The organism is Xanthobacter nonsaccharivorans (assembly GCF_043194755.2).
GTDB lineage: Bacteria > Pseudomonadota > Alphaproteobacteria > Rhizobiales > Xanthobacteraceae > Xanthobacter > Xanthobacter autotrophicus_G.
The window spans coordinates 3,635,203-3,658,650 of the sequence record NZ_CM195526.1; the positions used below are offsets into that span (position 1 = coordinate 3,635,203).

Consider the following 23,448-nt stretch of genomic DNA (forward strand, 5'->3'; position numbering starts at 1 on the left):
CGGAGAGGTCCGGCCCTCCCGCGATCCGCCCTCCCCCCGTCAAACCTCGCGGCAGGTGGCGCCGGCTGCCCGCTGTCGGCACCTCTCCCTTCCGCCGGGCAGGCCGGCGCGGGAGGGCTGCGCCGGGGCGAGGCGCCGACGCGGACAAAGCCTGGCAGCCGGCGACAGCGCGGCGGAAGAATCGGCCAGCAGGATGGCTTCGCGCCCGCCGCAGGCCTCAGGCGCCGGCGTGGCGCGACGCCCCCTTCGTCGAACACGGCCCCGTCCGATAGCGGCACCGCCGGCATCAACCTTCGGCGTCGCAGGGCAGCTTAGGGCCCGGCGCGACGACAGGCCCGCCGGGCCCAGCGGGCCGGATCCGGCACTCCCCGCGGCTGGAGACGGCCGCCGATGGCCTCAGTCGCGGAGCAAATCGTTGATGGAGGTCTTGGAGCGGGTCTGCGCGTCCACCCGCTTCACGATCACCGCGCAATAGAGCGAGGGGCCGGGCGTGCCGTCGGGCAGCGGCTTGCCGGGCAGCGCGCCGGGCACCACCACGGAATAGGCCGGCACCTCGCCCACGAACACTTCGCCCGTCTGCCGGTCGATGATCTTGGTGGAGGCGGAGATGAACACGCCCATGGAGAGCACGGAGCCCTTGCGCACCACCACGCCTTCCACCACCTCGGAGCGGGCGCCGATGAAGCAGTCGTCCTCGATGATCACCGGGCCGGCCTGCAGCGGCTCCAGCACGCCGCCGATGCCCACGCCGCCGGAGAGGTGCACGTTCTTGCCGATCTGCGCGCAGGAGCCGACGGTGGCCCAGGTGTCCACCATGGTGCCCTCGCCCACATGGGCGCCGAGGTTCACGAAGGAGGGCATCAGCACCACGTTGGGGGCGATGAAGGCGGAGCGGCGCACGATGGCGCCAGGCACGGCGCGGAAGCCGGCGGCGCGGAACTCGGTCTCGCCCCAGGTGGCGAACTTGGAGGGCACCTTGTCCCACCAGTGGGCGTCGCCGGGGCCGCCGGGAATGGCTTCCATGTCGTTGAGGCGGAAGGAGAGCAGCACCGCCTTCTTCAGCCACTGGTTCACCGTCCAGGCGCCGTCGGCGCCCTGCTGGGCCACGCGCGCGGCGCCGCTGTCGAGCAGGGTCAGCGCCTCGTTCACCGCGTCACGCACGGCGCCGGTGGTGGAAAAGCCGATCTCGGCGCGCTTCTCGAAGGCGTCGTCGATGATGCGGGAGAGCTCGGCAAGGCGGGCGGCGTCGGCCATCTGGGTTCTCCAAGGGGCGGTTGTCCGGGGGCCGCGTCCGGCGCGCCCCGGCTTATGGAAAGGGGATCAGGGAAAGGGTCAGCCGCGTTCCTTCACGGCGACGAACTTCAGCTTGGGCCACTCCTCGATGGCGCGGTCCAGCACCCACTGGCTGCGGGCGAGATAGACCGGCGCGTCGTCGCGGTCGCGGGCGGTGGAGGAACGGTTGCTCTCCAGGAAGCGGTCCACCTCGGCCCGCTCGCCGATGATCCAGCGGGCGGTGACATAGGAGGTGGTCTCGTAGCGGATCGGCACGCCGTATTCCTTCTCCAGCCGCGCCGCCAGCACGTCGAGCTGGAGGGTGCCCACCACGCCGACGATGGGCGCGGGGTCGGAGACGGGTTTCAGCACCTGCACCACGCCCTCTTCCGCCATGTCCTGCAGCGCCTTCTGGAGCTGCTTGGCCTTCATGGGATCGGAGAGGAGCACCCGGCGCAGGATCTCGGGGGCAAAGTCGGGCAGGCCCTCGAACTTGATGCTCTCGCCTTCGGAAAGGGTGTCGCCCACCCGCAGCATGCCGTGGTTGGGAATGCCGATGATGTCGCCGGCCACCGCCTCGTCCACCGTCTCGCGCTCCTGGGCGAAGAAGAAGATGGGGTTGGCGATGGCCATCTGGCGCTTCTCGCGCGGGTTGAACAGCTTCATGCCGCGCTTGAACCGGCCGGAGCACAGGCGCACGAAGGCCACCCGGTCCCGGTGGTTGGGGTCCATGTTGGCCTGCACCTTGAAGACGAAGCCGGAGACGAGGTCCTCGGCGGGCTCAACGGTGCGCGCGCCGGCGGCGGAGCGGGGCAGCGGGCTCGGCCCCACCGAGCCGAGGCCGAACAGCAGCTCGGCCACCCCCGCCTCCTTCAGCGCGGAGCCGAAATAGACCGGGGAGAGATGCCCCTCCCGGAACGAGGCGAGCTCGAACGGCGGCAGCACCCCCAGCGCCAGCGTCAGGCTCTCCACCGCCTCGTTGATGATGCGCTCCTCCACCCCTTCGAGGCCGATGAGGTCCTCCGGCGTCTCGAACGGCACCTCGCGCACCAGCGGGCCGCCGCGCTCGGTGGCGAGCAGCGCACGCTTGTTGGCGATGTCGATGAGGCCGCGGAAGTCCACGCCCATGCCGATGGGCCAGGTGAGCGGGGTCAGGTCGAGGGCGAGGGTGGAGGACACCTCGTCCATCAGCGCGATGGGGTCGAGGCTCTCGCGATCCACCTTGTTCACGAAGGTGAAGATGGGAATGTCGCGCAGGCGGCAGACCTCGAACAGCTTGCGGGTCTGGCTCTCGATGCCCTTGGCCGCGTCGATCACCATCACCGCCGCGTCCACCGCCGACAGAGTGCGGTAGGTGTCTTCCGAGAAATCCGAGTGGCCGGGCGTGTCCAGCAGGTTGAAGACGATGCCGTCACGCTCGAACGTCATGACGGATGACGTAACGGAAATTCCGCGCTGCTGCTCGATCTCCATCCAGTCGGAGCGGGTGCGGCGGCGCTCGCCGCGCGCCTTCACGTGGCCGGCCATGCGGATGGCGCCGGAGGCGAGCAGGAGCTTCTCCGTGAGCGTCGTCTTACCGGCGTCCGGATGGGAGATGATGGCGAAGGTGCGCCGGCGGGCGAAATCGGGCACGGCGGCCGCGCCGGAGCCCTGGGTTTGGGCGGTGTCGAGCATGGGGGGCTATATAGAGTGAATTTCTTCCCTGACAAAGCCGCGCCGATGCCACCGGCGAGGCCCGCGTCCTCGACCCCGGACGAGGCGTCCCGCCCGGCGCCCAGGCCGTGCCACCGCCGCGGGGCGGATCAGCTGCCGTATCGTCCACTGCGGAATCCGGGGCTATAAGACCTGATCCGAACCGACAAAAAGGGAGGACGAAGATGATGCCCGACGCCATCGCAGGAACGGCCCGCCGCGGCCATGCGGCCCGTCTCATGCTGGCGGGCGCCGTGCTTGCCGGCTTCGCCGGGCCGGCGCTCGCCCTCATGCCGCCCTATGTCTACGAAACGGCGCGCCGGGAAGCGAAGAGCATCATCGTCATCGAGGTGTCGAAGGTGGACACCCCCCGGCGCGAGTTCGGCACCTGCACGGTGGCCGGCACGGTGAAGGTGGTGGAGCGCGGCGAGGCCTTCAGGCCGGGCCAGACGGTGCAGCTTGCCGTGCCCTGCGAGCGGCAAGGCGCCTCCCCGCCCCTGGGCGGCACCATCTACCAGCAGATGGAGAAGCTCGCCCAGTCCCGGTTCGGCCGCGCCTGGCTGGATGCCGAGGGCAAGGTGGTGGTCTCCCAGTACGAGCAGCTCGCCGCCTTGCCCTGAGGGGCGAAGGCGAACGACGTGCGGGCGACATGCGCCGGCTCGTCCGGGGGCATCCACCTTTCCGCGCCGGCGCGCCAAACACCCGAACGCCAGTCCGGCCGAGGCGTGGATCCCCCGGGCAAGCCGGGGGATGACGGCGGTGAAGCGCCCGGCTGTTCCCCTGACAACCGCGGGAGTGAAGGCGCCTGCGGCTGTTCCCCGGACAAGCGACGGCGCAGCCGGAGCGCTGATCCCGGGGGCCAGGGGAAACGTCGGCAAAGCCGGCGATATCCGTCGTGCCCTCCGTTCAAGCCGCCTTCGGCGCACTGGTGCGCTGGGCCCCGGCTTTCCTTCCGCTTGTCGCTCCAGTCTGCCGGGGCGCGAGGGTGGTTTCGCGCCGCGTCGTGCTCCGGCTCGCCCGGGGCATCCACCGGGCCGAGGCCCTGCGCGTGGCAGATGATGCGCCCCCAGCCGCAGAGTGGATCGCCCGGAACTCGGTCCTAGCCGAGTTCCGCTTTTGCAGGCGGAAATCCGCCACAGCCGGCTTCCGGATACGCCGGGCGATGACGCGGGAAAGGTCGCGGCAGGGGCCGACGGGCAAGGCCACGGCTCCGGCCAGCGGGCGAGGCCGCCCTGCTCTTGAGAGAAAGGAAGCGGCGCTTTCGCCCGGGCTTCGACCTGAGCTGCGGAAAACCCGCCCCTACGGCTTCAGATAGAGCGCGAGCCGGGCGGCGGCGTTGCGCAGGTGCTCCTCGGCGGCGGCGCGGGCGGCGGCCGGGTCCTTCTTCTCGATGGCGGCGTAGATGGCCTCGTGCTCGCGCTGCACCGCCTGGGCGAGGCCGCTGTGGCGGGCCGTGTTCGACCGCGCGGTGCGGATGAAATAATGCACCCTCTGGTCGAGGAACCGCGAAAGGTCGCGGAAATACTGGTTGCCCGTCGCCTCGGCGATGGCCCGGTGGAAGCCCATGTCCTCGTCCACCCCCGGCTCGCCCCGGTCGATGGCCCGCTGCATGGCCTCCAGCTGGGCGCGGATGGCCTCGAGCTCTTCCTCCGAGCGGCGCACGGCCGCATGGGCGGTGGCGGTGGCCTCCACCGCCATGAGCAGCTCCACGATGGCGCTCATCTCCTCCTTGTCGCTGAAGTCGGCGATGTCGATGCGGAAGGTGGAGGCCGCCTCCGGCGCCGCCACGAACGCCCCCGCCCCCTGCCGGGTGGTGACGAGCCCGTCGTGCTTCAGCCGGCCCACCGCCTCGCGGACGATGGGACGGCTGACCCCGTAGGTCTGCGACATCATCTGCTCGGTGGGCAGGCGCTCGCCGGGCTTCAGGCGGCCGGAGGCGATCTCCTCGCGCAGCCTGTGCGCCAGGGTCTCGGCCAGCGAGGGGGCCCGTCCAAGGATGTCGCGGGGTTCAGCCATCCCGTTGCTCCAGCACTCCATCGGCAGCACGCGCCGCGCAGAATCGCGCGGTTCAGCTGGCGATATAAAGACCACCGTTCACATGCATCGTCTCGCCGGTGACGAAGCTCGCCCAGTCGGAGGCGAGGAAGGCCACCACCCGCGCCACCTCCTGCGCCGTGCCGAGCCGCTTCAGCGGCGTGTCGGCCAGAAGCGCGGCGCCGCTGGCATCCATCAGGCCGCGCACCATGGGCGTGTCGATGAGGCCGGGGGAAACCGCGTTCACCCGCACCCTGGGCGCCAGCTCCTTGGCCAGCGTGCGGGAGAAGGTGAGCACCGCCCCCTTCGCCGCCGCATAGTCCGCATGCCCGACGCTGCCCCGGTGCCCGGCCATGGAGGCGACGTTCACGATGGCGGCGTTGGCGGAGAAATGGGGAATGGCCGCCCGGCAGGTGTAGAACACCCCGTCGAGGTTCACGGCGATGCCGGCGCGCCAGTGGGCGTCGCTCATGTCCGCCACCTTCCGCTCGCGGTAGAGGCCGGCGGAGGTGACCAGCACGTCGAGGGCGCCGAAGCGCTCCCGGACGAAGGCGAGGGCGGTATCGGCATCCTCGGGACGGGCGGCATCCTGCTTCACGCCGACGGCACGCGCGCCGGTCGGATCCAGCTCGAAGGCGAAGGCCTTGATGCCGTCTTCATCGAGATCGGTGAGCACGCAATTGGCGCCGAGGTCGAAGAAGGTTTTCGCGATGGCGCGGGAGATTCCGCCGTTCGCGCCGGTCAGGAGAAGGGTGCGGCCCCTGAAGTCGAAGGTCTCGGTCATGTCGAACCTCAAGGGACTTCAGGTGAGGAGCCAGCCGCCGGCGACATCGATCACCTGGCCGGTGACGAACGCTGAGGCGGGGGACGACAGGAACAGGCAGGTGTCCGCCACTTCCTCCGGCCGGCCGAGCCGGCGAAGGGGGGTGGCGAGGCGCACCGCCTCGTTGGCGCCGGACGCGGTGCCGCGCATCATGGGGGTGTCGATGCGGCCAGGGGCGATGGCATTTACCGTTATGCCGTAAGGGCCTAGCTCACCCGCCAGATGCTTGGTGAAGCCGATCAGCGCGCCCTTCGAGGCGGCATAATGCACCCCCACGATGTCGCAATAGGTGCGCCCGGCGACGGAGGCGATGTTGATGATTCGCCCCTCCCCCAGCGCCTTCATGCCGGGCGACAGGGCCCGGACGCAGTTGAAGGCACCCGTGAGGTTCACCTCGATCACCCGCCGCCATTCGGCCGGGTCCATCTCCCACGCCTCCGCCCGGCGCCCGTCCTGCCCGCTCTTGGGTGAGATTCCGGCATTGTTCACAAGCACTTGCACCGGACCCAGCGCCGCCTCGGCGGCGCGCGCCGCGGCTTCCACCGCGGCATAATCGGAGACGTCCGCAGACAGGCCGACGGCCTTCACCCCACGCGCGGTGGCCGCGGCCGCTGCCTCCTCCGCGAGGGCGGCGTCATGGTCCAGATAGGCGACGGCGGCGCCCGCGTCCGCATGGGCGTCGGCCATGGCCCGGCCGATGCCGCGCCCCGCTCCGGTGACGAAAACGACGCGTGAAGAATGGGTGCTCACCGTCCGGTCTCCAGCATGATCTTGCCGAGGTGCGCGCTCGATTCCATGAGCGCATGGGCCTCCCGTGCGTTCTCCAGCGGGAAGGTGGCATGGATGAAGGGCTTCACCTTGCCGCTCTCCAGCAGCGGCCACACGTCGCGTCGCAGCGCGTCGGCGACCTGCGTCTTGAGGGCGACCGAGCGGGCGCGGAGGGTGGAGCCGGTGAAGGTGAGGCGCTTCAGCATCACCGGCATGAGGTCGATGGTGACCTCGCTCGGCTGCAGGAAGGCGATCTGCACCAGCCGCCCCTCAACCGCCAGGGCCTGGAGATTGCGCGCCACATAAGGCCCGCCGACCATGTCGAGAATTTCCTCGACGCCCTTGCCGTCGGTGAGCGCCTTCACCTCCGCCACAAAGTCCTGGGCACGGTAGTTGATGGCCACATCGGCGCCCACGGACAGGCAGAAGTCGCACTTTTCCTTCGATCCGGCGGTGGCGATGACGCGGGCGCCCGCATGGTGCGCCAGCTGGATGGCGGTTGAGCCGATGCCGCTCGAGCCGCCATGGATGACAATGGTCTCGCCGGCCTTCAGCCCGCCCCGCGTAAAGACGTTGTCGTAGACGGTGTAATAGTTTTCCGGCAGCCCGGCGGCTTCCAGAAGCGAAAGCGGCTTGGGAACGGGGAGGCAGAGCGGCTCTTCCGCGACGCAATACTCCGCGTAACCCCCGGAAATCACCAGGGCACAGACCTCGTCGCCGATCTTGAGGGCTTCGACGCCCTCCCCGAGGGCGACGACGCGCCCGGCGATCTCCAGGCCAGGCACGTCCGTGGCCCCGGGAGGCGGGGGATAATTGCCCGCGCGCTGCAGGCAGTCCGGCCGGTTCACGCCGGCAGCCACCACCTCCACCAGAACCTGTCCCGGCCCCGGCGCCGGCACGGGGGCGGTCTCCGCCGCCACGACCTCGGGGCCCCCGGCCCCCATGAAGCGGACCTGGCGCATCGTCTTCGGCACGTCGACCACTGGCGTTCTCCCTCAGGGCTTTGGCGGGCGCGCTCACGAGGCGTCCCGCCTCCGCGCCCGTTGCCGCGATGTGATGGGACAAGGCTACATAAGTCCCACTTGTCAGGCAACTTGGTTACTTGCATTATCCGCCCCGTGTCGCGCTCGGAGCAACCCGGTGCGAGACGGGACGGACGCACAAGAATTGTGTCCCCGCAACGGCTTATCGCACGCCGGCACCGGATCGGTGTCCGGAGAGGGAGGAGATGATGAAGCGTTTCGCGCGGGCAGCGCTGGCTGCCGCATTGCTGGTTGGCGCGTCGCAGATGGTTGGGCCCGCGTCGGCCCAGGGCACCATCAAGTTCGGCGCGCTCTACCCCTTCTCCGGCGCCCTCGCCCTGCTCGGCGACGAGAGCTTCCGCGGCTTCGAGCTGGCGGTGGACGAGCGCAATGCGGCGGGCGGCATCGACGGCAAGAAGATCGAGTTCACCAGGGGTGACGCGGTGGACCCCAACCAGGCGGTCGGCGAGGCCCGGCGCCTGACTTCGGTGGACAAGGTGTCCGCCATCTTCGGCACCTATTCGTCCTCGCTCTCCCTCGCCGCGACGCAGGTGACCGAGCTCGCCGGCGTGCCCTATTTCGAGCTCGGCGCGATCTCCGATCCCATCACCGAGCGCGGCTTCAAGTATGTCTTCCGCACCAACGCCACGGCGCGCGACTTCGCCAACCGCATGGTGGATTCGGTGATCGAGGCGGTGGCCCCGGCCCTCGGCGCCAAGCCCGGCGACCTGAAGATCGGCATCATCCACGAGGATTCGCTCTACGGGCAGACCGTTTCCGGCTACCAGAAGACGCGCGCCAAGGAGAAGGGCCTCAACGTGGTGGAGGTCCTGCCCTATTCCGCCAAGTCGGTGGACCTGACCCCCGTCATCCTGCGCCTGAAGTCCGCCGGCGCGGACGTGGTGCTGCAGACCTCCTACCAGAACGACACCGTGCTGTTCTTCCGCCAGATGAAGGACCAGGGCTACAAGCCCAAGGCGGTGATGGGCGCCGGCGGCGGCTATTCCACCCGTGACACCATGCAGGCTGTCGGCCAGGAGAACATGGAAGGCGCCCTCGACGTCGACTTCACCCAGTACAACACGAACCCCAAGGCGGCCCCCGGCATCGACGAGTTCGTGAAGCTCTACAAGGCGAAGTACGGCATCGAGCCGCGCTCCGGCCATTCGCTGGCCAACTACATGGGCGCCAAGGTGTTCTTCGACGCCATCGCCAGCGCCAAGAGCACGGACGCCGACAAGGTGCGCGCCGCCGTGCTGAAGGTGGATATCCCGGTGGGCCAGACCTCCACCGGCTGGGGCGCCAAGTTCTCCGAGCAGGGCCAGAACACCCGCGCCACCCCGTTCCTGATGCAGTGGCAGGGCGGCAACCTCGTCACCGTCTTCCCCGAGGCGGCCGCGGTCGCCAAGCTGAAGACCGGCATCGGCGCCAACTGACGGCCTGATCTACCACTGGCGGCGTTTCCTCCCGCGCCGCCCGGCCCTCGCGCGTCCCGCGCGCGGGGGCCTTGTTCCCGCCCGCCGGCAACGGCCGGGCCCTGCCTGCCGCGTGCCTTTCGGCACGCCCCAATTCCCGCCTGCGCACTGGAGCGAGCGCGATGGACGTCCTCATTCAGCTGGTGCTCAACGGCATCCTGCTCGGCAGCATGTATGCCATCATCAGCGTCGGCCTCACCCTCATCTTCGGCATCGTCCGGGTGGTGAACTTCGCCCATGGCGAATTCCTGATGGTGGGCATGTATGCGGCCTACCTGCTGGCCGCGAAGTTCGGCCTGCATCCCTATGCGTCGGCCGTCCCCATCGTGCTGCTGCTGTTCGCCATCGGCGCGCTGGTGCAGCGCTTCCTCATCCAGCCGCTGCTGGGCGCCGACGAGCACATCCAGATCTTCGCCACGGTGGGCCTTTCCACCGCGCTCGTGAACCTCGCGCTGCTCGTCTTCGGCGCGGACCTCTATTCCGTGCCCCCCTCCATCGCGCAGGGCTCGGTGCAGGTGGCCGGCTTCTCCCTGGTGAAGGGACAGATCGTGATGTTCGTCTGCGCCCTGGCGCTGGTGGCGGGGCTGCACCTGTTCATGCAGTCCACCGCGCTCGGCCGCGCCATCCGCGCCACGGCACAGAACCGCAACGCCGCGCTGCTGATGGGCGTGAAGGTGGACCAGATCTACGTCATCGCCTTCGGCCTCGGCGCCGCGTGCGTGGGCCTCGCCAGCGCGCTGGTGATGCCGCTCTATCCGGTGACGCCCACCATCGGCACCTATTTCGTGCTCACCGCCTTCGTGGTGGTGGTGCTGGGCGGCATGCGCTCCATGTACGGCGCCTTCTTCGGCGCCATGATCATCGGCCTCGTGGACAGTCTCTCCGGCTACTACATCGCGCCGGACCTGAAAGAGGTCGTGTATTTCGCGCTCTTCCTCCTGATCCTCATCTTCAAGCCCACCGGCCTGTTCGGCCTCGGGCGCGGCACGGAGTGATCCGATGAGCCTTCAAGACTCCTCGACCGCGCCCGCCGCCCTGGGCCGGTCCTCCCTTCTCGCCCGGATCACCGATCCGCGGGTCTACTGCTCGCTGATCGCGCTTTCGCTGCTGCTGATCATTCCGGCCTGGTCCGGCTCCACCTTCATGGTGCACGTGTTCGTCACCATCTGCGTGTTCGGCGCGCTCGCCACCGCCTGGAACATCCTCGGCGGCTACGCCGGGCAGCTTTCCCTCGGCCACACCGTGTTCTACGGCCTCGGCGGTTACACGGCGGCGCTGCTGATCCAGCATCTGGGCCTCTCGCCATGGATCGGCATGATCGCCGGCGCGGCGCTGGCGGCCCTCGTCAGCCTCGGCATCGGCTACCCCTGCTTCCGCCTGCGCGGGCCGTTCTTCTCACTGGCCACCATCGCCTTCCTCGAGGTGGTGCGCCTGCTCACCATCCACTTCAACGGCCTCACGGGCGGCTCGGCCGGCCTCGTGGTGCCGCTGCAGCTCGGCTGGCCGTGGATGATCTTCCGCGAGAAGATCAACTATCTCTACATCGCCTTCGGCCTGCTTCTCCTGTCCCTCGCCGTGTCCTACGCCATCCGCAACTCGCGGCTCGGCTACTCGCTCACCGCCGTGCGCGAGCGCGACAGTGCAGCCCAGGCGGCCGGCATCAACATCAACGGCGTCAAGCTCTGGGCCATCGCCATCTCGGCGGCGCTCACCGCGTGCGTCGGCACCTTCCACGCCATGTACATGACGTTCCTGGAGCCGGCGACGCTGTTCTCCCTCGCCACCGCCATCGAGATCGCCATGTTCGCCCTGATCGGCGGCCTCGGGACGGTGGCGGGGCCCCTGCTCGGCACGGTGCTGGTGGTGCCCCTCGCGGAGCTTGCCCGCGGCTGGCTCGGCGCCTCGGCCAACGGCCTGCACGGCTTCGTCTACGGCACGGTGCTGGTGGTCATCACCCTGACCCTGCCCGGCGGCCTGGTCGGCACCTTCGGGCCGCGCGTGGTCCGCCTCATCGACAAGCTGCCCGGCGGTGGGCGCAAGCGTGCCGAGGTTGCCGCCCCCGCCCCGAAGGCCATCACCGGAACCCCAGGCGAGCCAGTGCTGAAGGCGCAGAACCTGGTGAAGCGCTTCGGCGGCCTCACCGCCACCGACAACGTCTCCCTCACCCTGAAGCGCGGCGAGATCCTGGGCGTGATCGGCCCCAACGGAGCCGGCAAGACCACGGTCTTCGCGCAGCTCTCCGGCTTCCTTCAGCCCAATTCCGGCACGGTGGAAATCCTCGGCCCGGACGGCAAATGGCACCAGCCGAAGACGCCGGACGCCTTCGCGCGGCTCGGCATCGGCCGCACCTTCCAGATCGTGCAGCCCTTCGGCAAGCTCTCCGTGCTGGAGAACATCATGATCGGCGCCTTCCTGCGCCATCGCTCGGTGGACGACGCCCGCGCCGTGGCTCTGCGGGTCACCAAGCTGGTCGGCCTCGACGACGTGAAGGACGTGGAGGCGGGCACGCTGCCCATCGGCGGCCTGAAGCGGCTGGAGGTGGCGCGCACGCTCGCCACCGAGCCCGCCATCCTGCTGCTCGACGAGGTGATGGCCGGCCAGAGCCAGGCGGACACGGTGAAGATGGTGGAGCTCATCCGCACCATCCGCGACACCGGTGTCACCGTCATCGCCATCGAGCACAACATGCAGGCCATCATGAGCCTGTCGGACCGGATCGTGGTGATCGATTCCGGCAAGGTGATCGCCGAAGGCCAGCCGGAACATGTAGTGCGCGAGCGCCGTGTGATCGAGGCCTATCTCGGAGAGGATTTCGTCCATGCTCAAGGTCTCTGACGTCACCGCCGGCTACGGCCGCACCGTCATCCTGCAGGACATCTCGCTCCGCGTGGGCCGGGGCGAGGTGGTCACCATCATCGGCTCCAACGGCGCCGGCAAGACGACGCTGCTGCGGGCCATCTCCGGCCTGGTGAAGCCGACCAAAGGCACCATCGAGTTCGACGGCCAGCGCATCGACCGCATGAGCCCGGACCAGATCGTCGGCTCCGGCCTGATCATGGTGCCGGAGGCGCGCCAGCTCTTCCCAGTGATGACCGTGCGCGACAACGTGCTGATGGGCGGCTACCACCCCAAGGTCCGCGCCGGCATGGCGGAGCGCTTCGAGGAGGTGCTGGACATCTTCCCCCGCGTGCGGGAGCGGCTGAACCAGCTCGCGGGCTCGCTGTCCGGCGGCGAGCAGCAGATGGTGGCCATCGCCCGCGGACTGATGGCGAAGCCGAAGCTCCTCATGCTGGACGAGCCGTCGCTGGGCCTCGCACCCATCATCGTAGGGCAGATGTTCGACGTCATCGACCGCATCTGCAAGAGCGGCACCACCGTGCTGCTGGTGGAGCAGAAAGCGTTCCACGCGCTGAAGATCGCCGATCGGGCCTATGTGATCGAGAACGGCCAGATCGCGCTCGAGAACACCGGCGCGGGCCTGCTCGCGGACCCGCACATCAAGACCGCCTATCTCGGCATCTGAGCCCCGGAGCCGCCCCAATGAACGCGACGCACGCCCCGCTTTCCCTGCGCGAGATCACCGGCCACACGAAGGTGTACGGCATCCTTGCGGACCCCATCCACCACGTGAAGACCCCGCAGATGCTCAACGCGCTGATGACGCGCGAGGGGCGGGACGGGGTGATGGTGCCCTTCCACGTCTCCCCCGAGGAGCTCCCCGCGCTGGTGAAAGGCCTGAAGGCCGTGAAGAGCCTTGGCGGCTTCGTGGTCACAGTCCCGCACAAGACCGCCATCGTCGACCTCCTCGACGAGGTGTCCGACAGCGCCCGGCGCATCGGCGCCTCCAACGTGGTCCGGCGCGAGGCGGACGGCCGGCTCGTGGGCGACATGCTGGACGGCAAGGGCTTCGTGGGTGGCCTCATTGCCGCGGGGATCGCGCCACAGGGCAAGAGCGTCTATCTGGCCGGCGCGGGCGGGGCGGCGAACGCCATCGCCTTCGCCTTCGTGGAGGCCGGCGTCTCCCGCCTCACCATCGCCAACCGCACCCGCGCCAAGGCCGAGGACCTCGCCGCGCGCCTCGCCGACGCCTTTCCGGACGCACCGGTGGAGATCGGCACCAGCGATCCCTCCGGCCACGACATCGTGGTGAACGGCACATCCCTCGGCCTGAAGGACGGCGATCCGCTGCCCCTTGATGCCACGCGCCTTTCGCCGGAACAGGTCGTCGCCGAGGTGATCATGCAGCCGGAGGAGACGGCCATCCTCGCCGCCGCGAAGGCGAAGGGCTGCCGCACCCACCCCGGCAAGCCCATGCTCGCCTGCCAGCTGGAACTCATGGCCGACTTCCTCGGCATGCGTGCCCTGCCGGGAGCGGCCCGATGAGCGGGTCTCTGGAAGGCCGCTGCGCCCTCATCACTGGTGGCGCGGCCGGGCTCGGCCTGGCCGTGGCGCAGGCTTTCCGGGCCGAGGGCGCCTCCATCGTACTGCTCGACCTCGACCCGGCGGCGGCCGCCCGCGCCGAGGAGCTCGGCGAGGCCATTGCTGTTAAAGGCTCGGTGACCGCCAAGGCGGACATCGTCGCGGCCTTCGATGCCGCCGAGGCGCGCTTCGGGCCGGTGGACATCTGCGTCGCCAATGCCGGCGTGTCGCAGAACGCCCCCACCCTCTCGCTGAGCGAGGAGGAGTGGAACCGCGTCATTTCCATCAACCTCACCGGCGCCTTCCTCACCGCGCAGGAGGCCGGCCGGCGGATGATCGCGCAGGGCGGCGGATCGCTTTTGCTGATGGCCTCCATGTACGGCGTCGTCGCCGCGCCGGAGCGCATCGGCTACTGCGCCTCCAAGGCCGGCGTCGCCATGATGGCGAAGGCGCTCGCCTGCGAGTGGGCAAGGGACAAGGTGCGGGTGAACGCCATCGCCCCCGGCTACGTGCGCACCGCCCTGCTGGAAGACCTCGCGGCCCGCGGCCGGCTCGATCTCGACCGGCTCAAGGAACGCACCCCCATGGGCCGGCTCGTCGAGGCGGACGAGGTCGCGCGGATGGCGGTTTTCCTCGCTTCCGATGCGGCAAGCGCCGTGACCGGACAGGTGCTGGGCGTGGACGGCGGGTGGTCGGCCTACGGCTATGTGTGAGGCACGGAAGCATGCATTCCGTCGGTGGCCTCTCGCCGCCCCGGCAGAGGACAGCGGGCGCGGATCCGTCTAAGGAACGCGCACCCAATCCACCGTTTTGAGGCTCATGCCATGAGCACCGATCTGATTGCCCGCCTTTCCGCCATTCTCGGCCCCTCCGGCCTGATCACCGAGGAGGCCGACATGGCCTCCTATGCCATCGACTGGCGCCGCCTGTTTCCCGGCCGGCCCCTGTGCGTCGCGCGTCCCGCCTCCACCGCGGAGGTGGCGGAAGTGGTGAAGGCCTGCCGCGCGGCCGGCGCGCGGCTCGTGCCGCAGGGCGGCAACACGGGCCTTGCCGGCGGCGCGGTCCCGGATGCCTCCGGCGGCGAGGTGGTGCTCTCGCTCACCCGCATGAACAAGGTGCGCGCCATCGATCCGGTGGGCCTCACCCTGGCGGCGGACGCGGGCTGCATCCTGAAGGTGGCGCAGGACGCCGCCGCCGACGCGGGCCGCCTCCTGCCCATCAGCCTCGCCGCGGAAGGCTCCGCCACCGTGGGCGGCGTGGTCTCCACCAATGCGGGCGGGGTCAACGTCCTGCGCTACGGCATGGCCCGCGCGCTGGTGCTGGGCCTGGAGGTGGTGCTGGCCGACGGCACGATCGTGGACATGGCCCGCCAGCTCCGCAAGGACAATGCCGGCTACGACCTGAAGCAGCTCTTCATCGGCACCGAGGGCACCCTCGGCATCGTCACCGGCGTGGTGCTGCGCCTCGTGCCGCGGCCGAAGCACACGGTCACCGCCCTGCTCTCGGTCCCGAGCCCGCAGGCGGCGCTGGACCTCCTTGCCCTGGCGCAGGAGGAGCTGGGCGACACCATCTCCGCCTTCGAGCTGATGAGCGGCTATTCCTTCGACCTGCTGAAGCGGCACCTGAGCCTCACCGCCCCCATCGCCGCAGGCGACTGGTTCGTGCTCATCGAGGCGGGGGCAAGCCTCTCCGGCCTGCGCGAGGCGGCGGAGAGCGCGCTCGCGGCGGCGCTGGAGAACGGCACCGCCCTCGACGGCGTCATCGCCGAGACGGGCGCGCAGGCAACCCAGCTCTGGGCGCTGCGCGAGCACATCACCGACGGCGAGGCCCGCGAGGGCAAGAGCATGAAGCACGATGTCTCCGTGCCTATCGTCGCGGTGCCGGCCTTCCTGGAGGCCGCCGACATCGCCATCGCCGAAGGGGCGCCGGGCGCGAAGGTGAACGCCTTCGGGCATCTGGGCGACGGCAACATCCACTACAACGTGGTGATGGCGCCGGGCCAGGACGGCGCCGCCATCAACACGCTGGTGCACGACGTGGTGGCGCGCTTCTCCGGCTCCATCTCGGCCGAGCACGGCATCGGCCAGTACCGGGTGGACGAGCTCCTGCGCCGGCGCGCCCCGGCCGAGGTCGCCCTTGCCCTCACGGTCAAGCGGGCGCTCGACCCCGATAATTTCCTCAATCCCGGAAAGGTCCTGCCGGCGCCAGCCTGAAGGCCCGCCGCAGCAGGAGTTTTATCCTGCAGGTACAAAGAGATGGACAGCTTCGACTATATCGTTGTGGGTGGCGGAACGGCCGGTTGCATCCTCGCTGCCCGCCTCTCGGAAGACCCGCGCCGGACCGTGCTGCTGCTGGAGGCGGGCGGCACCGACAGGGGCTTCTGGGTGCCCATTCCGGCCGGCTTCTCGAAGCTGCTTTCCGGCAGCGCCTTCAACTGGCGCTTCAACACGGTACCGGAACAGAATACCTACGACCGGGAGATCGTGGTGCCGCGGGGCAAAGGCCTCGGCGGCTCCACCCTCATCAACGGCATGATCTTCGTGCGCGGCCAGCCGCAGGATTATGACGGCTGGGCCCAGCTCGGCGCTACCGGCTGGGGCTGGGACGACGTGCTGCCCTACTTCAAGAAGTTCGAGACATTCGAGGCCTCCGACATCGACCACAGCGTGCGCGGCGGCGAGGGCCCCATCAACATCGTCCGCGTCGGCGAACGCCCTGTTCTGGCGAAGGCTTTCATCGATGCCGCCGCCGAGGCTGGCTTTCCCCGCAACCCCGACTACAACGGGCATGACCAGGAAGGTTTCGGCCCCTATCAGGTGAACCAGAAGAACGGGCGCCGCTGGACCGTGGTGGACGGCTATCTGCGCCCCGCCCTCTCCCGCCCCAACCTCAAGGTCGTCACCCGCGCCCACGCCTTGTGCCTCAACCTGGACGGCCGGCGGGTGACCGGTGTCACCTACCGCCACGGCGGCAGGCAGGTGTCGGCGGCGGCGCGGGGGGAGGTGCTGCTCACCGCAGGCGCGGTGCAGTCGCCCCAGTTGCTGGAGCTGTCGGGCATCGGCCATCCGGACACGCTGAAGGCCGCGGGCATCCCGGTGGTGCATGCCCTGACCGGGGTGGGCAACAACTACCGCGACCATTTCGCTACCCGTATGAACTGGCGGGTGAAGCAGCCCATCACCCTCAACGAGCAGACCCGCGGCCTCGCCCTGGCGAAGGCGGTGGCGCAGTATTTCCTCACCCGCACCGGCATCCTCACTTTGGGCACCGGCCTTGCCCATGGCTTCGTGAAGACGCGGCCGGGCCTTGCGGGACCAGACGTGCAGTATTTCTTCATGCACGCCAGCTACGCCAACGCCGCCGACCGGTCCCTCGACCACCTGCCGGGCATGACCATCGGCGTCACGCAGCTGCGGCCCCAGTCCGTCGGCTCCATCCATGCGGTGTCGGCCGACCCGTTCGAGCCGCCGGCCATCAAGCCCAATTTCCTCGCCGTGGAGGAAGACAGGACCTGCCTGGTGGAGGGCATGAGGATCGCCCGCCGCATCATCGACCAGCCGGCCATGGACCCGTATCGGGCGTTCGAGATGAACCCCGGCCCGGACGTGAAGACGGATGCCGATTTCCTGGAGTTCGCCCGCCGCACGGGGCAGACCATCTACCACCCGGTGGGCACCTGCAGCATGGGCATTGGCCCGGATGCGGTGGTGGACCCGCAGCTCAAGGTGAAGGGCCTCGACGGCCTGCGGGTGGTGGATGCCTCGGTCATGCCCACCATCGTCTCCGCCAACACGGCGGCGGCGGTGATGATGATCGCCGAGAAGGCGGCCGACATGATCAAGGCGGAAGCAAAGTCACATTGAAGGCCCGCATGCCCCCTCCCATCCCGGCCGAAGACCGAAGCCAATGGCAGAGGGGGCGTGGAGGATCAGAGGTGTTTCAGCCCGGCGTCCTCGAGGACGCCGTTGGCGGGCTGACGGGAAAGGGGGGCCGGAGATGAGGCTCCGCCAGATCTCGTGGTCCCCCTCGCCGCCGGCGCAGTTCGCAACCCGCCTCTCTCAGCATCTCCCGGGGCTCACGCGACATCGGTCCCGTCGGCCCCTGGCGGGCCGGACCTGAGGGAACAGGCGGCCAGAAGCTCGTCCGTGTGCCCATGGTCGCGCACGGCTGCCCGTTGATGGTGATGGCGATGTCGCGCGGCACTTCGCCGATGCGCGATTCCCGCCCGTCCGGGACAATGGCGGGAAGGCGGCCTTGCGCATGTCCCGGCTCCCAGCTCCGGGGTCATGAGGGCCGATTGACCGGCGGCGCCCCAGACCTCCGCCTCTTCATCAAAGAGGCCTCGGACACGATGGTGCGCTTCGGCAACGCGGCTCCCGGGACCTCGGATAACGCACTTGAGGCTGGCCGGGGCCGGCGCATGCCCTTTCCTCACGAGGACGGCACGACCCACCGATCGACTTGATCAACTTGATCGGATCCCGCCCTCGCCATCCCCCTTCGGCATGCGCCACGCGCCATAGCGCCAGGGCCGAGACCAGCGGGCGTCGGTGGGCAGGCGGTCCGGCACCGGATCGTAGCCATGCCCGCCCCAGGGATTGCAGCGGCAGATGCGGGCGGTGGCCATGACGCCCCCCGCCAGCGCCCCGTGGCGCAGGATGGCGTCCGCCGCATATTCCGAGCAGCTGGGCAGGTAGCGGCACTGCCGACCCATGAAGGCAGAAAGGGAGTAGCGATAAAGAAGGATCGGCCCGCGCAGCAGATGGCGCGGCAAGCGGCGCACGACATGGAGCACGCGGCGCATGCCCGCAGCCTTGTCCTCCGGCTCGGGACCGAAAAGCTCCGTCAAGTCAGACACGTGTTCCCGCCGCCTCACATTCGCCATCCTCGGCGCCGCTGATTGACCTATCCCATCATCATGTCGAGGTCGGGGCCGCCATGGTCCCGGCGACCGGAGCGGCTCCTCCCCACGGGAGGTGATCCATGACGCACATTCTGCCGGCCGGGCCCGGCACGCTCCTTCCCGCCGACGCGGAAGGCCCTGCTTTGATGCTCGTGGTGCGGGCGCTCGCCTTCGCGACCCTGCGCCACACCGACCAGCGCCGCAAGGGCAAGCGGGCCCAGCCCTACGTGAACCATCTGGTGGAGGTGGCCCTCCTGGTGAGCGAGGCGACGCAGGGGCGAGACGCCCCCCTGGTGGCCGCCGCCCTGCTGCACGACGTGGTGGAAGACCAGAGCGTGACCGCCGCGGAGATCGAGGCCACCTTCGGCGCCGACATCGCCGCCCTGGTGATGGAGGTGACGGACGACAAGGCCCTGGACAAGGCCGAACGCAAGCGTGTTCAGGTGGCCCATGCCCCGCATCTCACGCCGCGCGCCAAGGTGCTGAAGCTGGCCGACAAGACCGCCAACCTGCGCTCGCTGGCGGAGGACCCGCCTGAGGACTGGCCGCTGGCCCGCGCCCGCGCCTATGTGGAATGGTCCCGCGCCGTGGTGGCGGGGTTGAAGGGCGCCTGCCCGGCCCTGGAAGCCGCCTTTGCCGCGGCGGCGGAAGAGGCGGTCGCCGCCATCGAGGCCCGGGCGGCGCAGGCCGCCGCCGGCTGACGCACGCCCGGTCGCGGGTTCCCCCGGTGTTCGAGTTCCCCGGTGTTCAGGCGGCGGCCGCCGGTCCGCGTCCCCTCATTCCGCCGCGGGGGCCGGTTCGGCCGGGGCGCCCGTTTCCGCGCCCTCGGCCGCCTTGGCCCGGGCCGCCTCGATCTGGCCGATGGCATCCACCACCGCATCGAAGGTGAGCATGGTGGAAGCGTGGCGCGCCTTATAGTCGCGCACCGGCTCCAGCACCTTCAGGTCGTCCCAGCGGCCGCCGGGGGGCGGGCCGTTCTCCCGCAGCATCTTCCACATGGCCTCGCGCACCGCGCGCAGCTCCCCTGCCCTGGCGCCGATCACATGGCGCGCCATGAGGGAGGAGGAGGCCTGCCCGAGGGCGCAGGCCCGCACCTCGTGGGCGAAGTCGGTCACCATGTCGCCCTCCATGGCGAGGTCAACGGTGACCGTGGAGCCGCAAAGCCGCGAATGAGCCCGCGCGCTGGCCTGCGGGCTCGCAAGCCGGCCCAGCCGCGGAATGTCGGCGGCGAGCGCCAGGATGCGGGCGTTGTAGACGTCGTTGATCATCGGGCAACATTCCCCCGCCGGCCACGGGGCGCGGCGGAAACCCTCGGCCCGGGCCTCTCCCGCGCCGGCTCAGTGTTATATAGCGCGCCACGCAACGGGTGGAAGGGCCGCCCGCAAACGGCACCCCACCACCTCTCGCGCTCCACCGCCCTTGCGAAAACGGGCATGCGGCCCCATCATAGAACTTAGGCCCGACATTGGGCCTGATAAGGATCTGGACGGCAAGGCCGCCGCCGGCTTTCGGCGGGGCGCGGTTTGAGCGACACCGCGCATGCGCAGCCGACAACCGGTGACACTCCCTCTTCGCGAGAAGGGGGTCGGACGGAGTTGGTCATGGACGCGGTAGTGAAGTTGTTCAAGGCGCAGGCCGAGAACGAGGAACGTGAACGCCTCCGCAAGGCCGAGGCGCGGGCCCGCAAGCACAAGGACGGCGAGGCCAGGGACAGCGAGGCCAGGGACAGCGAGCCGAAGGCGGACGGGGCAGCCCCCGTGCGCAAGGCGTTCGGCCCCCTGCCGGACGGCACGCCCCGGCCCACCCGCAAGGAAGCGGAAGCCGCCGTGCGCACCCTGCTGGCCTATCTGGGGGAAGATCCCGCCCGCGAGGGCCTGCTGGACACGCCCAAGCGGGTGGTGAAGGCGTATGACGAGCTCTTCTCCGGCTATGGCGAGGATGCGGACGAGCTGCTCGACCGGACCTTCGGCGAGATCGGCACGTTCGACGATTTCGTGCTGCTGCGCGACATCCCCTTCCATTCCCATTGCGAGCACCACATGGTGCCGTTCGTGGGCAAGGCCCATGTGGCCTATTTCCCGGTGGAGCGCGTGGTGGGGCTCTCCAAGATCGCGCGGGTGGTCGATATCTTCGCCCACCGGCTGCAGACGCAGGAGCACCTCACCTCGCAGATCATCAATGCCCTCGACGAGGGCCTGCGCCCCCGCGGCGTGGCGGTGATGATCGAGGCCGAGCACATGTGCATGTCCATGCGCGGCATCACCAAGGCCGGCGTCTCCACCCTCACCACCCAGTTCACCGGCGTGTTCCGGGACGACCCGGCCGAGCAGGTGCGCTTCATCACCCTGCTGCGCTCCAAGGGCTGACCGCAGGACGCCGTTCCGGCATCCTCGAGCGAAGCCGGCACCGGTTTGCGTGGAGACAAGGCGTGAACCGGTGCGGCAGCGACGCGCCTGCGGCGCAGGAGCGCCTTTCCTGTCGAGTTGGAGCCCCATGAGCGCCGAGACCAAAAGCGCCGAGAGCCATTCCGCCCCCTTCCCCGCCCCCGGCACCGGCGCGGCTCTGGAGGAAGGCACCGCCCTCACCCCCCGCTTCGATGCCAACGGCCTCGTCACCTGCGTGGCCGTGGACGCGCAGACGGGCGAGGTGCTGATGCTCGCCCACATGAATGCGCAGGCCCTCGCCCTCACCATCGAGACCGGCGAGGCGGTCTACTTCAGCCGCTCCCGCGGCAGGCTCTGGAAGAAGGGCGAGACCTCCGGCCACACCCAGAAGGTCAAGGAGATGCTGATCGACTGCGACCAGGACGCGGTCGTCATCAAGGTGGAGATGGGTGGCACGGGCGCCGCCTGCCACACCGGTCGCCGCTCCTGCTTCTATCGCGCCGTGCCGCTGGGTGCCGCGCCCTCCGCCGCCACGGCCCTCGCCTTCACCGGGGATGCGCCGCGCTTCGATCCGGCGGCGGTCTACGGCAAGGACCACGGGCACGACCACTGAGGGCGCGCGCCCGCGCCCTGCCCGCCTTCCGGCGCCGACACGCTTACGACACCAGACGTTAGTATATGTCCCCTAACCTCGGGGGCGGCTGTTCGCGCGCGGCATACCGGTTTTCCGCACGCCGCGCGGGAACCGCCGCACAATGGGGACATTCGGGGGGCATAGGTAGATCGGGGCCGCCATCCGGCGGCGCATCGGGAGGCGCGCATGCTGCTGCAATCCCTCAACTGGCGGTTTGGCCCGCCCGAGTCCCCGCGCGGCGCGAGCCCGTCCACCCCGACCCCGGACGACCCGCGGACCGCCGCCCCGCCCGATCTCGACACCCCCTCCCATCCCGCACCCCACATCGGCCGCAAGGCCGGGCCGTCCATCGGCCTCGCCCTCGGCGGCGGCGCGGCGCGGGGCTTCGCCCATATCGGCGTGCTGAAGGTTCTGGAGCGCCACGGCATCCGCCCCTCGGTGGTCGCCGGCACCTCCATCGGCGCGGTGGTGGGCGGCATCTGGGCCGCCGGCAAGCTCGACATGCTGGAGGACTGGGCGCTCGGCCTCACCAAGCGCAACATCATCGGCCTGCTCGATTTCGCCCTCGGCAGCGCCGGCCTCATCGGCGGGCGGCGGCTGGTGGAGCTGATGCGCCGGGAGGTGGGCGCCGTCGCCATCGAGGACCTGCCCGTGGTGTTCGCCGCCATCGCCACCGAGCTCGGCACCGGCCACGAGATCTGGCTGACCCGCGGCGACTTCGTGAACGGCATCCGCGCCTCCTACGCCCTGCCCGGCATCTTCACGCCGGTGAAGGTGGGCGGACGCTGGCTGATGGACGGGGCGCTGGTGAATCCCGTGCCCGTCTCCACCGCCCGCGCCATGGGCGCGCGCATGGTCATCGCCGTGAACCTCAATGCCGACGTGTTCGGCCACGGCACGGTCATTCACGAACATGGCGGCGTGGTGGAGGCGGCCGAGGTGGCCCTTTCCGAGAAGAAGGAGGGCATCGCCGCCATGCTCAGCCCGGACCGCATCCGCCGCCAGTTCTTCCCCGGCCGCGGCGCCCAGGTGAATGACGGGCCGCGCGGCCTCACCACGGTGATGACCGAGGCCTTCAACATCACCCAGGACCGCATCGCCCGCTCGCGCCTCGCCGGCGACCCGCCGGACCTCATGGTCTCCCCCAAGCTGGCGCGCATCGGCCTGTTCGATTTCCTGCGGGCGAAGGAGGCCATCGCCGCCGGCGAGGAAGCGGCCGAGCGGGCCATGGCCGACATCCGCGAGAGCATGGTCGCGCTGGGCTGAGGGCGCGGCCGCCGGCCACGCGCCCTCAGCCCTTCCGGCTTGCGCGGGCGCTGGCTAATCTGCCGGCCTGTCCCATCCCGAAAGCACAGCCATGTTCTACGAGCCCGCCAAGCGGAACCACGGACTGCCCCATTCCCCGCTGAAGGCCATCGTCGCCCCCCGGCCGATCGGCTGGATCTCCTCGCTGACGCCGGCGGGCACCGCGAATCTCGCGCCCTATTCCTTCTTCAACCTCATCTGCGAGGTGCCCCCGCTGGTGATGTTCTCCTCCCTCGGCCGGAAGGACAGCGTCGCCAACATCGAGGCCACCGGCGAGTTCGTCTGCAACCTCGCCGTCCTTGACCTCGTGGACGCCATCAACCTGTGCTCCGCGCCCTTGCCGCCGGACCAGAGCGAGTTCGATTTCGCGGGGCTGGAGAAGGCGCCCTCGCGCCTCGTCAAGCCGCCGCGGGTCGCCGCCGCGCCCTGCGCGCTCGAATGCGTCTATGTGGAGACCATCCGCCCCCGCGCGAAGGACGGCACTCTCACCAACGCCCACATGATCATCGGCGAGGTGGTGGGCGTGCATATCGACGACGGCGCCATCGTCGATGGCCGGGTCGACATCGCGATGCTGAAGGTGCTGTCCCGCTGCGGCTATCTGGACTACGGCCCCATCGAGCGGCTGGTGGAGCGCGAGCGCCCTCCGGGCGGAGGCTCGGACCTGAAGGCCCGCGCCCCGGCCGCCTGATCTTCCCGGCAACGCGGGGCTGAAGG

Annotated in this window: 22 protein-coding genes; 14 read left to right on the forward strand and 8 right to left on the reverse strand. The window is 69.8% G+C overall.

Features of this window, described 5'->3' with window-relative positions:
* Nucleotides 1–396: 396 nt before the first annotated feature.
* Together dapD and V5F59_RS16680 are read right to left on the reverse strand one after the other, a co-directional pair.
* Nucleotides 397–1,254: a 2,3,4,5-tetrahydropyridine-2,6-dicarboxylate N-succinyltransferase gene (gene dapD, locus V5F59_RS16675; RefSeq protein ID WP_393976327.1), complete on the reverse strand. Its 858-nt coding sequence runs from the start codon at nt 1,252–1,254 to the stop codon at nt 397–399.
* A 78-nt stretch (nt 1,255–1,332) separates the two neighbouring features.
* Nucleotides 1,333–2,946: a peptide chain release factor 3 gene (locus V5F59_RS16680; protein ID WP_393976328.1), complete on the reverse strand. Its 1,614-nt coding sequence runs from the start codon at nt 2,944–2,946 to the stop codon at nt 1,333–1,335.
* A 203-nt stretch (nt 2,947–3,149) separates the two neighbouring features.
* On the opposite strand from V5F59_RS16680, the gene V5F59_RS16685 reads away from it, so the two are divergent.
* On the forward strand, nt 3,150–3,584 hold the full coding sequence (locus V5F59_RS16685) for a hypothetical protein (RefSeq protein WP_393976329.1): 435 nt from the start codon (nt 3,150–3,152) through the stop codon (nt 3,582–3,584).
* A gap of 679 nt (nt 3,585–4,263) precedes the next feature.
* Here V5F59_RS16685 and V5F59_RS16690 read toward each other — a convergent pair.
* From V5F59_RS16690 to V5F59_RS16705, 4 genes are read right to left on the reverse strand one after another with little or no spacing between them, the layout of a single operon-like run.
* A complete protein-coding gene (locus tag V5F59_RS16690; protein ID WP_393976330.1) occupies nt 4,264–4,980 on the reverse strand; it encodes a FadR/GntR family transcriptional regulator in 717 nt (238 codons plus the stop codon).
* A gap of 52 nt (nt 4,981–5,032) precedes the next feature.
* Complete coding sequence (locus tag V5F59_RS16695) at nt 5,033–5,782, reverse strand: SDR family NAD(P)-dependent oxidoreductase (protein ID WP_393976331.1); 750 nt, start codon at nt 5,780–5,782, stop codon at nt 5,033–5,035.
* 18 nt (nt 5,783–5,800) lie between these two features.
* The gene (locus tag V5F59_RS16700) at nt 5,801–6,508 is read right to left on the reverse strand and encodes a 3-oxoacyl-ACP reductase FabG (protein ID WP_509211234.1); all 708 of its coding nucleotides are present in this window, start codon (nt 6,506–6,508) and stop codon (nt 5,801–5,803) included.
* Nucleotides 6,509–6,567: 59 nt separating this feature from the next.
* Nucleotides 6,568–7,551, reverse strand: a complete 984-nt coding sequence (locus tag V5F59_RS16705) for an NAD(P)H-quinone oxidoreductase (RefSeq protein ID WP_393977050.1) — start codon at nt 7,549–7,551, stop codon at nt 6,568–6,570.
* Between the two features lie 269 nt (nt 7,552–7,820).
* On the opposite strand from V5F59_RS16705, the gene V5F59_RS16710 reads away from it, so the two are divergent.
* From V5F59_RS16710 to V5F59_RS16745, 8 genes are all read left to right on the forward strand, one after another.
* A complete protein-coding gene (locus tag V5F59_RS16710) occupies nt 7,821–9,047 on the forward strand; it encodes an ABC transporter substrate-binding protein (protein WP_393976333.1) in 1,227 nt (408 codons plus the stop codon).
* Between the two features lie 161 nt (nt 9,048–9,208).
* Nucleotides 9,209–10,081 carry a branched-chain amino acid ABC transporter permease gene (locus tag V5F59_RS16715; RefSeq protein WP_393976334.1) on the forward strand — a complete coding sequence of 291 codons (873 nt, stop codon included), beginning with the start codon at nt 9,209–9,211 and terminating at the stop codon, nt 10,079–10,081.
* Nucleotides 10,082–10,085: 4 nt separating this feature from the next.
* Complete coding sequence (locus V5F59_RS16720; protein ID WP_393976335.1) at nt 10,086–11,921, forward strand: branched-chain amino acid ABC transporter ATP-binding protein/permease; 1,836 nt, start codon at nt 10,086–10,088, stop codon at nt 11,919–11,921.
* Nucleotides 11,905–12,609 carry an ABC transporter ATP-binding protein gene (locus tag V5F59_RS16725; protein ID WP_393976336.1) on the forward strand — a complete coding sequence of 235 codons (705 nt, stop codon included), beginning with the start codon at nt 11,905–11,907 and terminating at the stop codon, nt 12,607–12,609. The genes V5F59_RS16720 and V5F59_RS16725 overlap by 17 nt, the downstream gene beginning before the upstream one ends.
* Before the next feature lie 17 nt (nt 12,610–12,626).
* Nucleotides 12,627–13,469 (forward strand): shikimate dehydrogenase family protein, encoded by an 843-nt coding sequence (locus tag V5F59_RS16730; protein WP_393976337.1) that lies wholly within the window; start codon nt 12,627–12,629, stop codon nt 13,467–13,469.
* Nucleotides 13,466–14,218, forward strand: coding sequence for an SDR family NAD(P)-dependent oxidoreductase (locus V5F59_RS16735; RefSeq protein ID WP_393976338.1), 753 nt, complete (start codon nt 13,466–13,468; stop codon nt 14,216–14,218). Before V5F59_RS16730 ends, V5F59_RS16735 begins: the two co-directional genes overlap by 4 nt.
* 111 nt (nt 14,219–14,329) lie before the next feature.
* Nucleotides 14,330–15,718, forward strand: coding sequence for an FAD-binding oxidoreductase (locus tag V5F59_RS16740; protein ID WP_393976339.1), 1,389 nt, complete (start codon nt 14,330–14,332; stop codon nt 15,716–15,718).
* 42 nt (nt 15,719–15,760) lie between these two features.
* Complete coding sequence (locus V5F59_RS16745) at nt 15,761–17,368, forward strand: GMC family oxidoreductase (RefSeq protein ID WP_393976340.1); 1,608 nt, start codon at nt 15,761–15,763, stop codon at nt 17,366–17,368.
* 602 nt (nt 17,369–17,970) lie between these two features.
* On the opposite strand, the gene yidD is transcribed toward V5F59_RS16745, so the two are convergent.
* Complete coding sequence (yidD, locus tag V5F59_RS16750) at nt 17,971–18,363, reverse strand: membrane protein insertion efficiency factor YidD (RefSeq protein ID WP_393976341.1); 393 nt, start codon at nt 18,361–18,363, stop codon at nt 17,971–17,973.
* Nucleotides 18,364–18,488: 125 nt separating this feature from the next.
* Between yidD and V5F59_RS16755 the strand changes: the two genes are divergently transcribed.
* Nucleotides 18,489–19,109 carry an HD domain-containing protein gene (locus V5F59_RS16755; protein WP_393976342.1) on the forward strand — a complete coding sequence of 207 codons (621 nt, stop codon included), beginning with the start codon at nt 18,489–18,491 and terminating at the stop codon, nt 19,107–19,109.
* A gap of 75 nt (nt 19,110–19,184) precedes the next feature.
* On the opposite strand, the gene V5F59_RS16760 is transcribed toward V5F59_RS16755, so the two are convergent.
* Complete coding sequence (locus tag V5F59_RS16760; RefSeq protein WP_393976343.1) at nt 19,185–19,676, reverse strand: iron-sulfur cluster assembly scaffold protein; 492 nt, start codon at nt 19,674–19,676, stop codon at nt 19,185–19,187.
* Between the two features lie 333 nt (nt 19,677–20,009).
* Between V5F59_RS16760 and folE the strand changes: the two genes are divergently transcribed.
* From folE to V5F59_RS16780, 4 genes are all read left to right on the forward strand, one after another.
* Nucleotides 20,010–20,774, forward strand: a complete 765-nt coding sequence (gene folE / locus V5F59_RS16765) for a GTP cyclohydrolase I FolE (RefSeq protein ID WP_393976344.1) — start codon at nt 20,010–20,012, stop codon at nt 20,772–20,774.
* Nucleotides 20,775–20,901: 127 nt separating this feature from the next.
* On the forward strand, nt 20,902–21,405 hold the full coding sequence (gene hisI / locus V5F59_RS16770) for a phosphoribosyl-AMP cyclohydrolase (RefSeq protein WP_393976345.1): 504 nt from the start codon (nt 20,902–20,904) through the stop codon (nt 21,403–21,405).
* A gap of 210 nt (nt 21,406–21,615) precedes the next feature.
* Entirely contained in the window at nt 21,616–22,692 is a 1,077-nt protein-coding gene (locus tag V5F59_RS16775) for a patatin-like phospholipase family protein (RefSeq protein WP_393977052.1), read from the forward strand.
* Nucleotides 22,693–22,783: 91 nt separating this feature from the next.
* Complete coding sequence (locus V5F59_RS16780) at nt 22,784–23,422, forward strand: flavin reductase family protein (RefSeq protein ID WP_393976346.1); 639 nt, start codon at nt 22,784–22,786, stop codon at nt 23,420–23,422.
* The last annotated feature ends 26 nt before the right edge of the window (nt 23,423–23,448 follow it).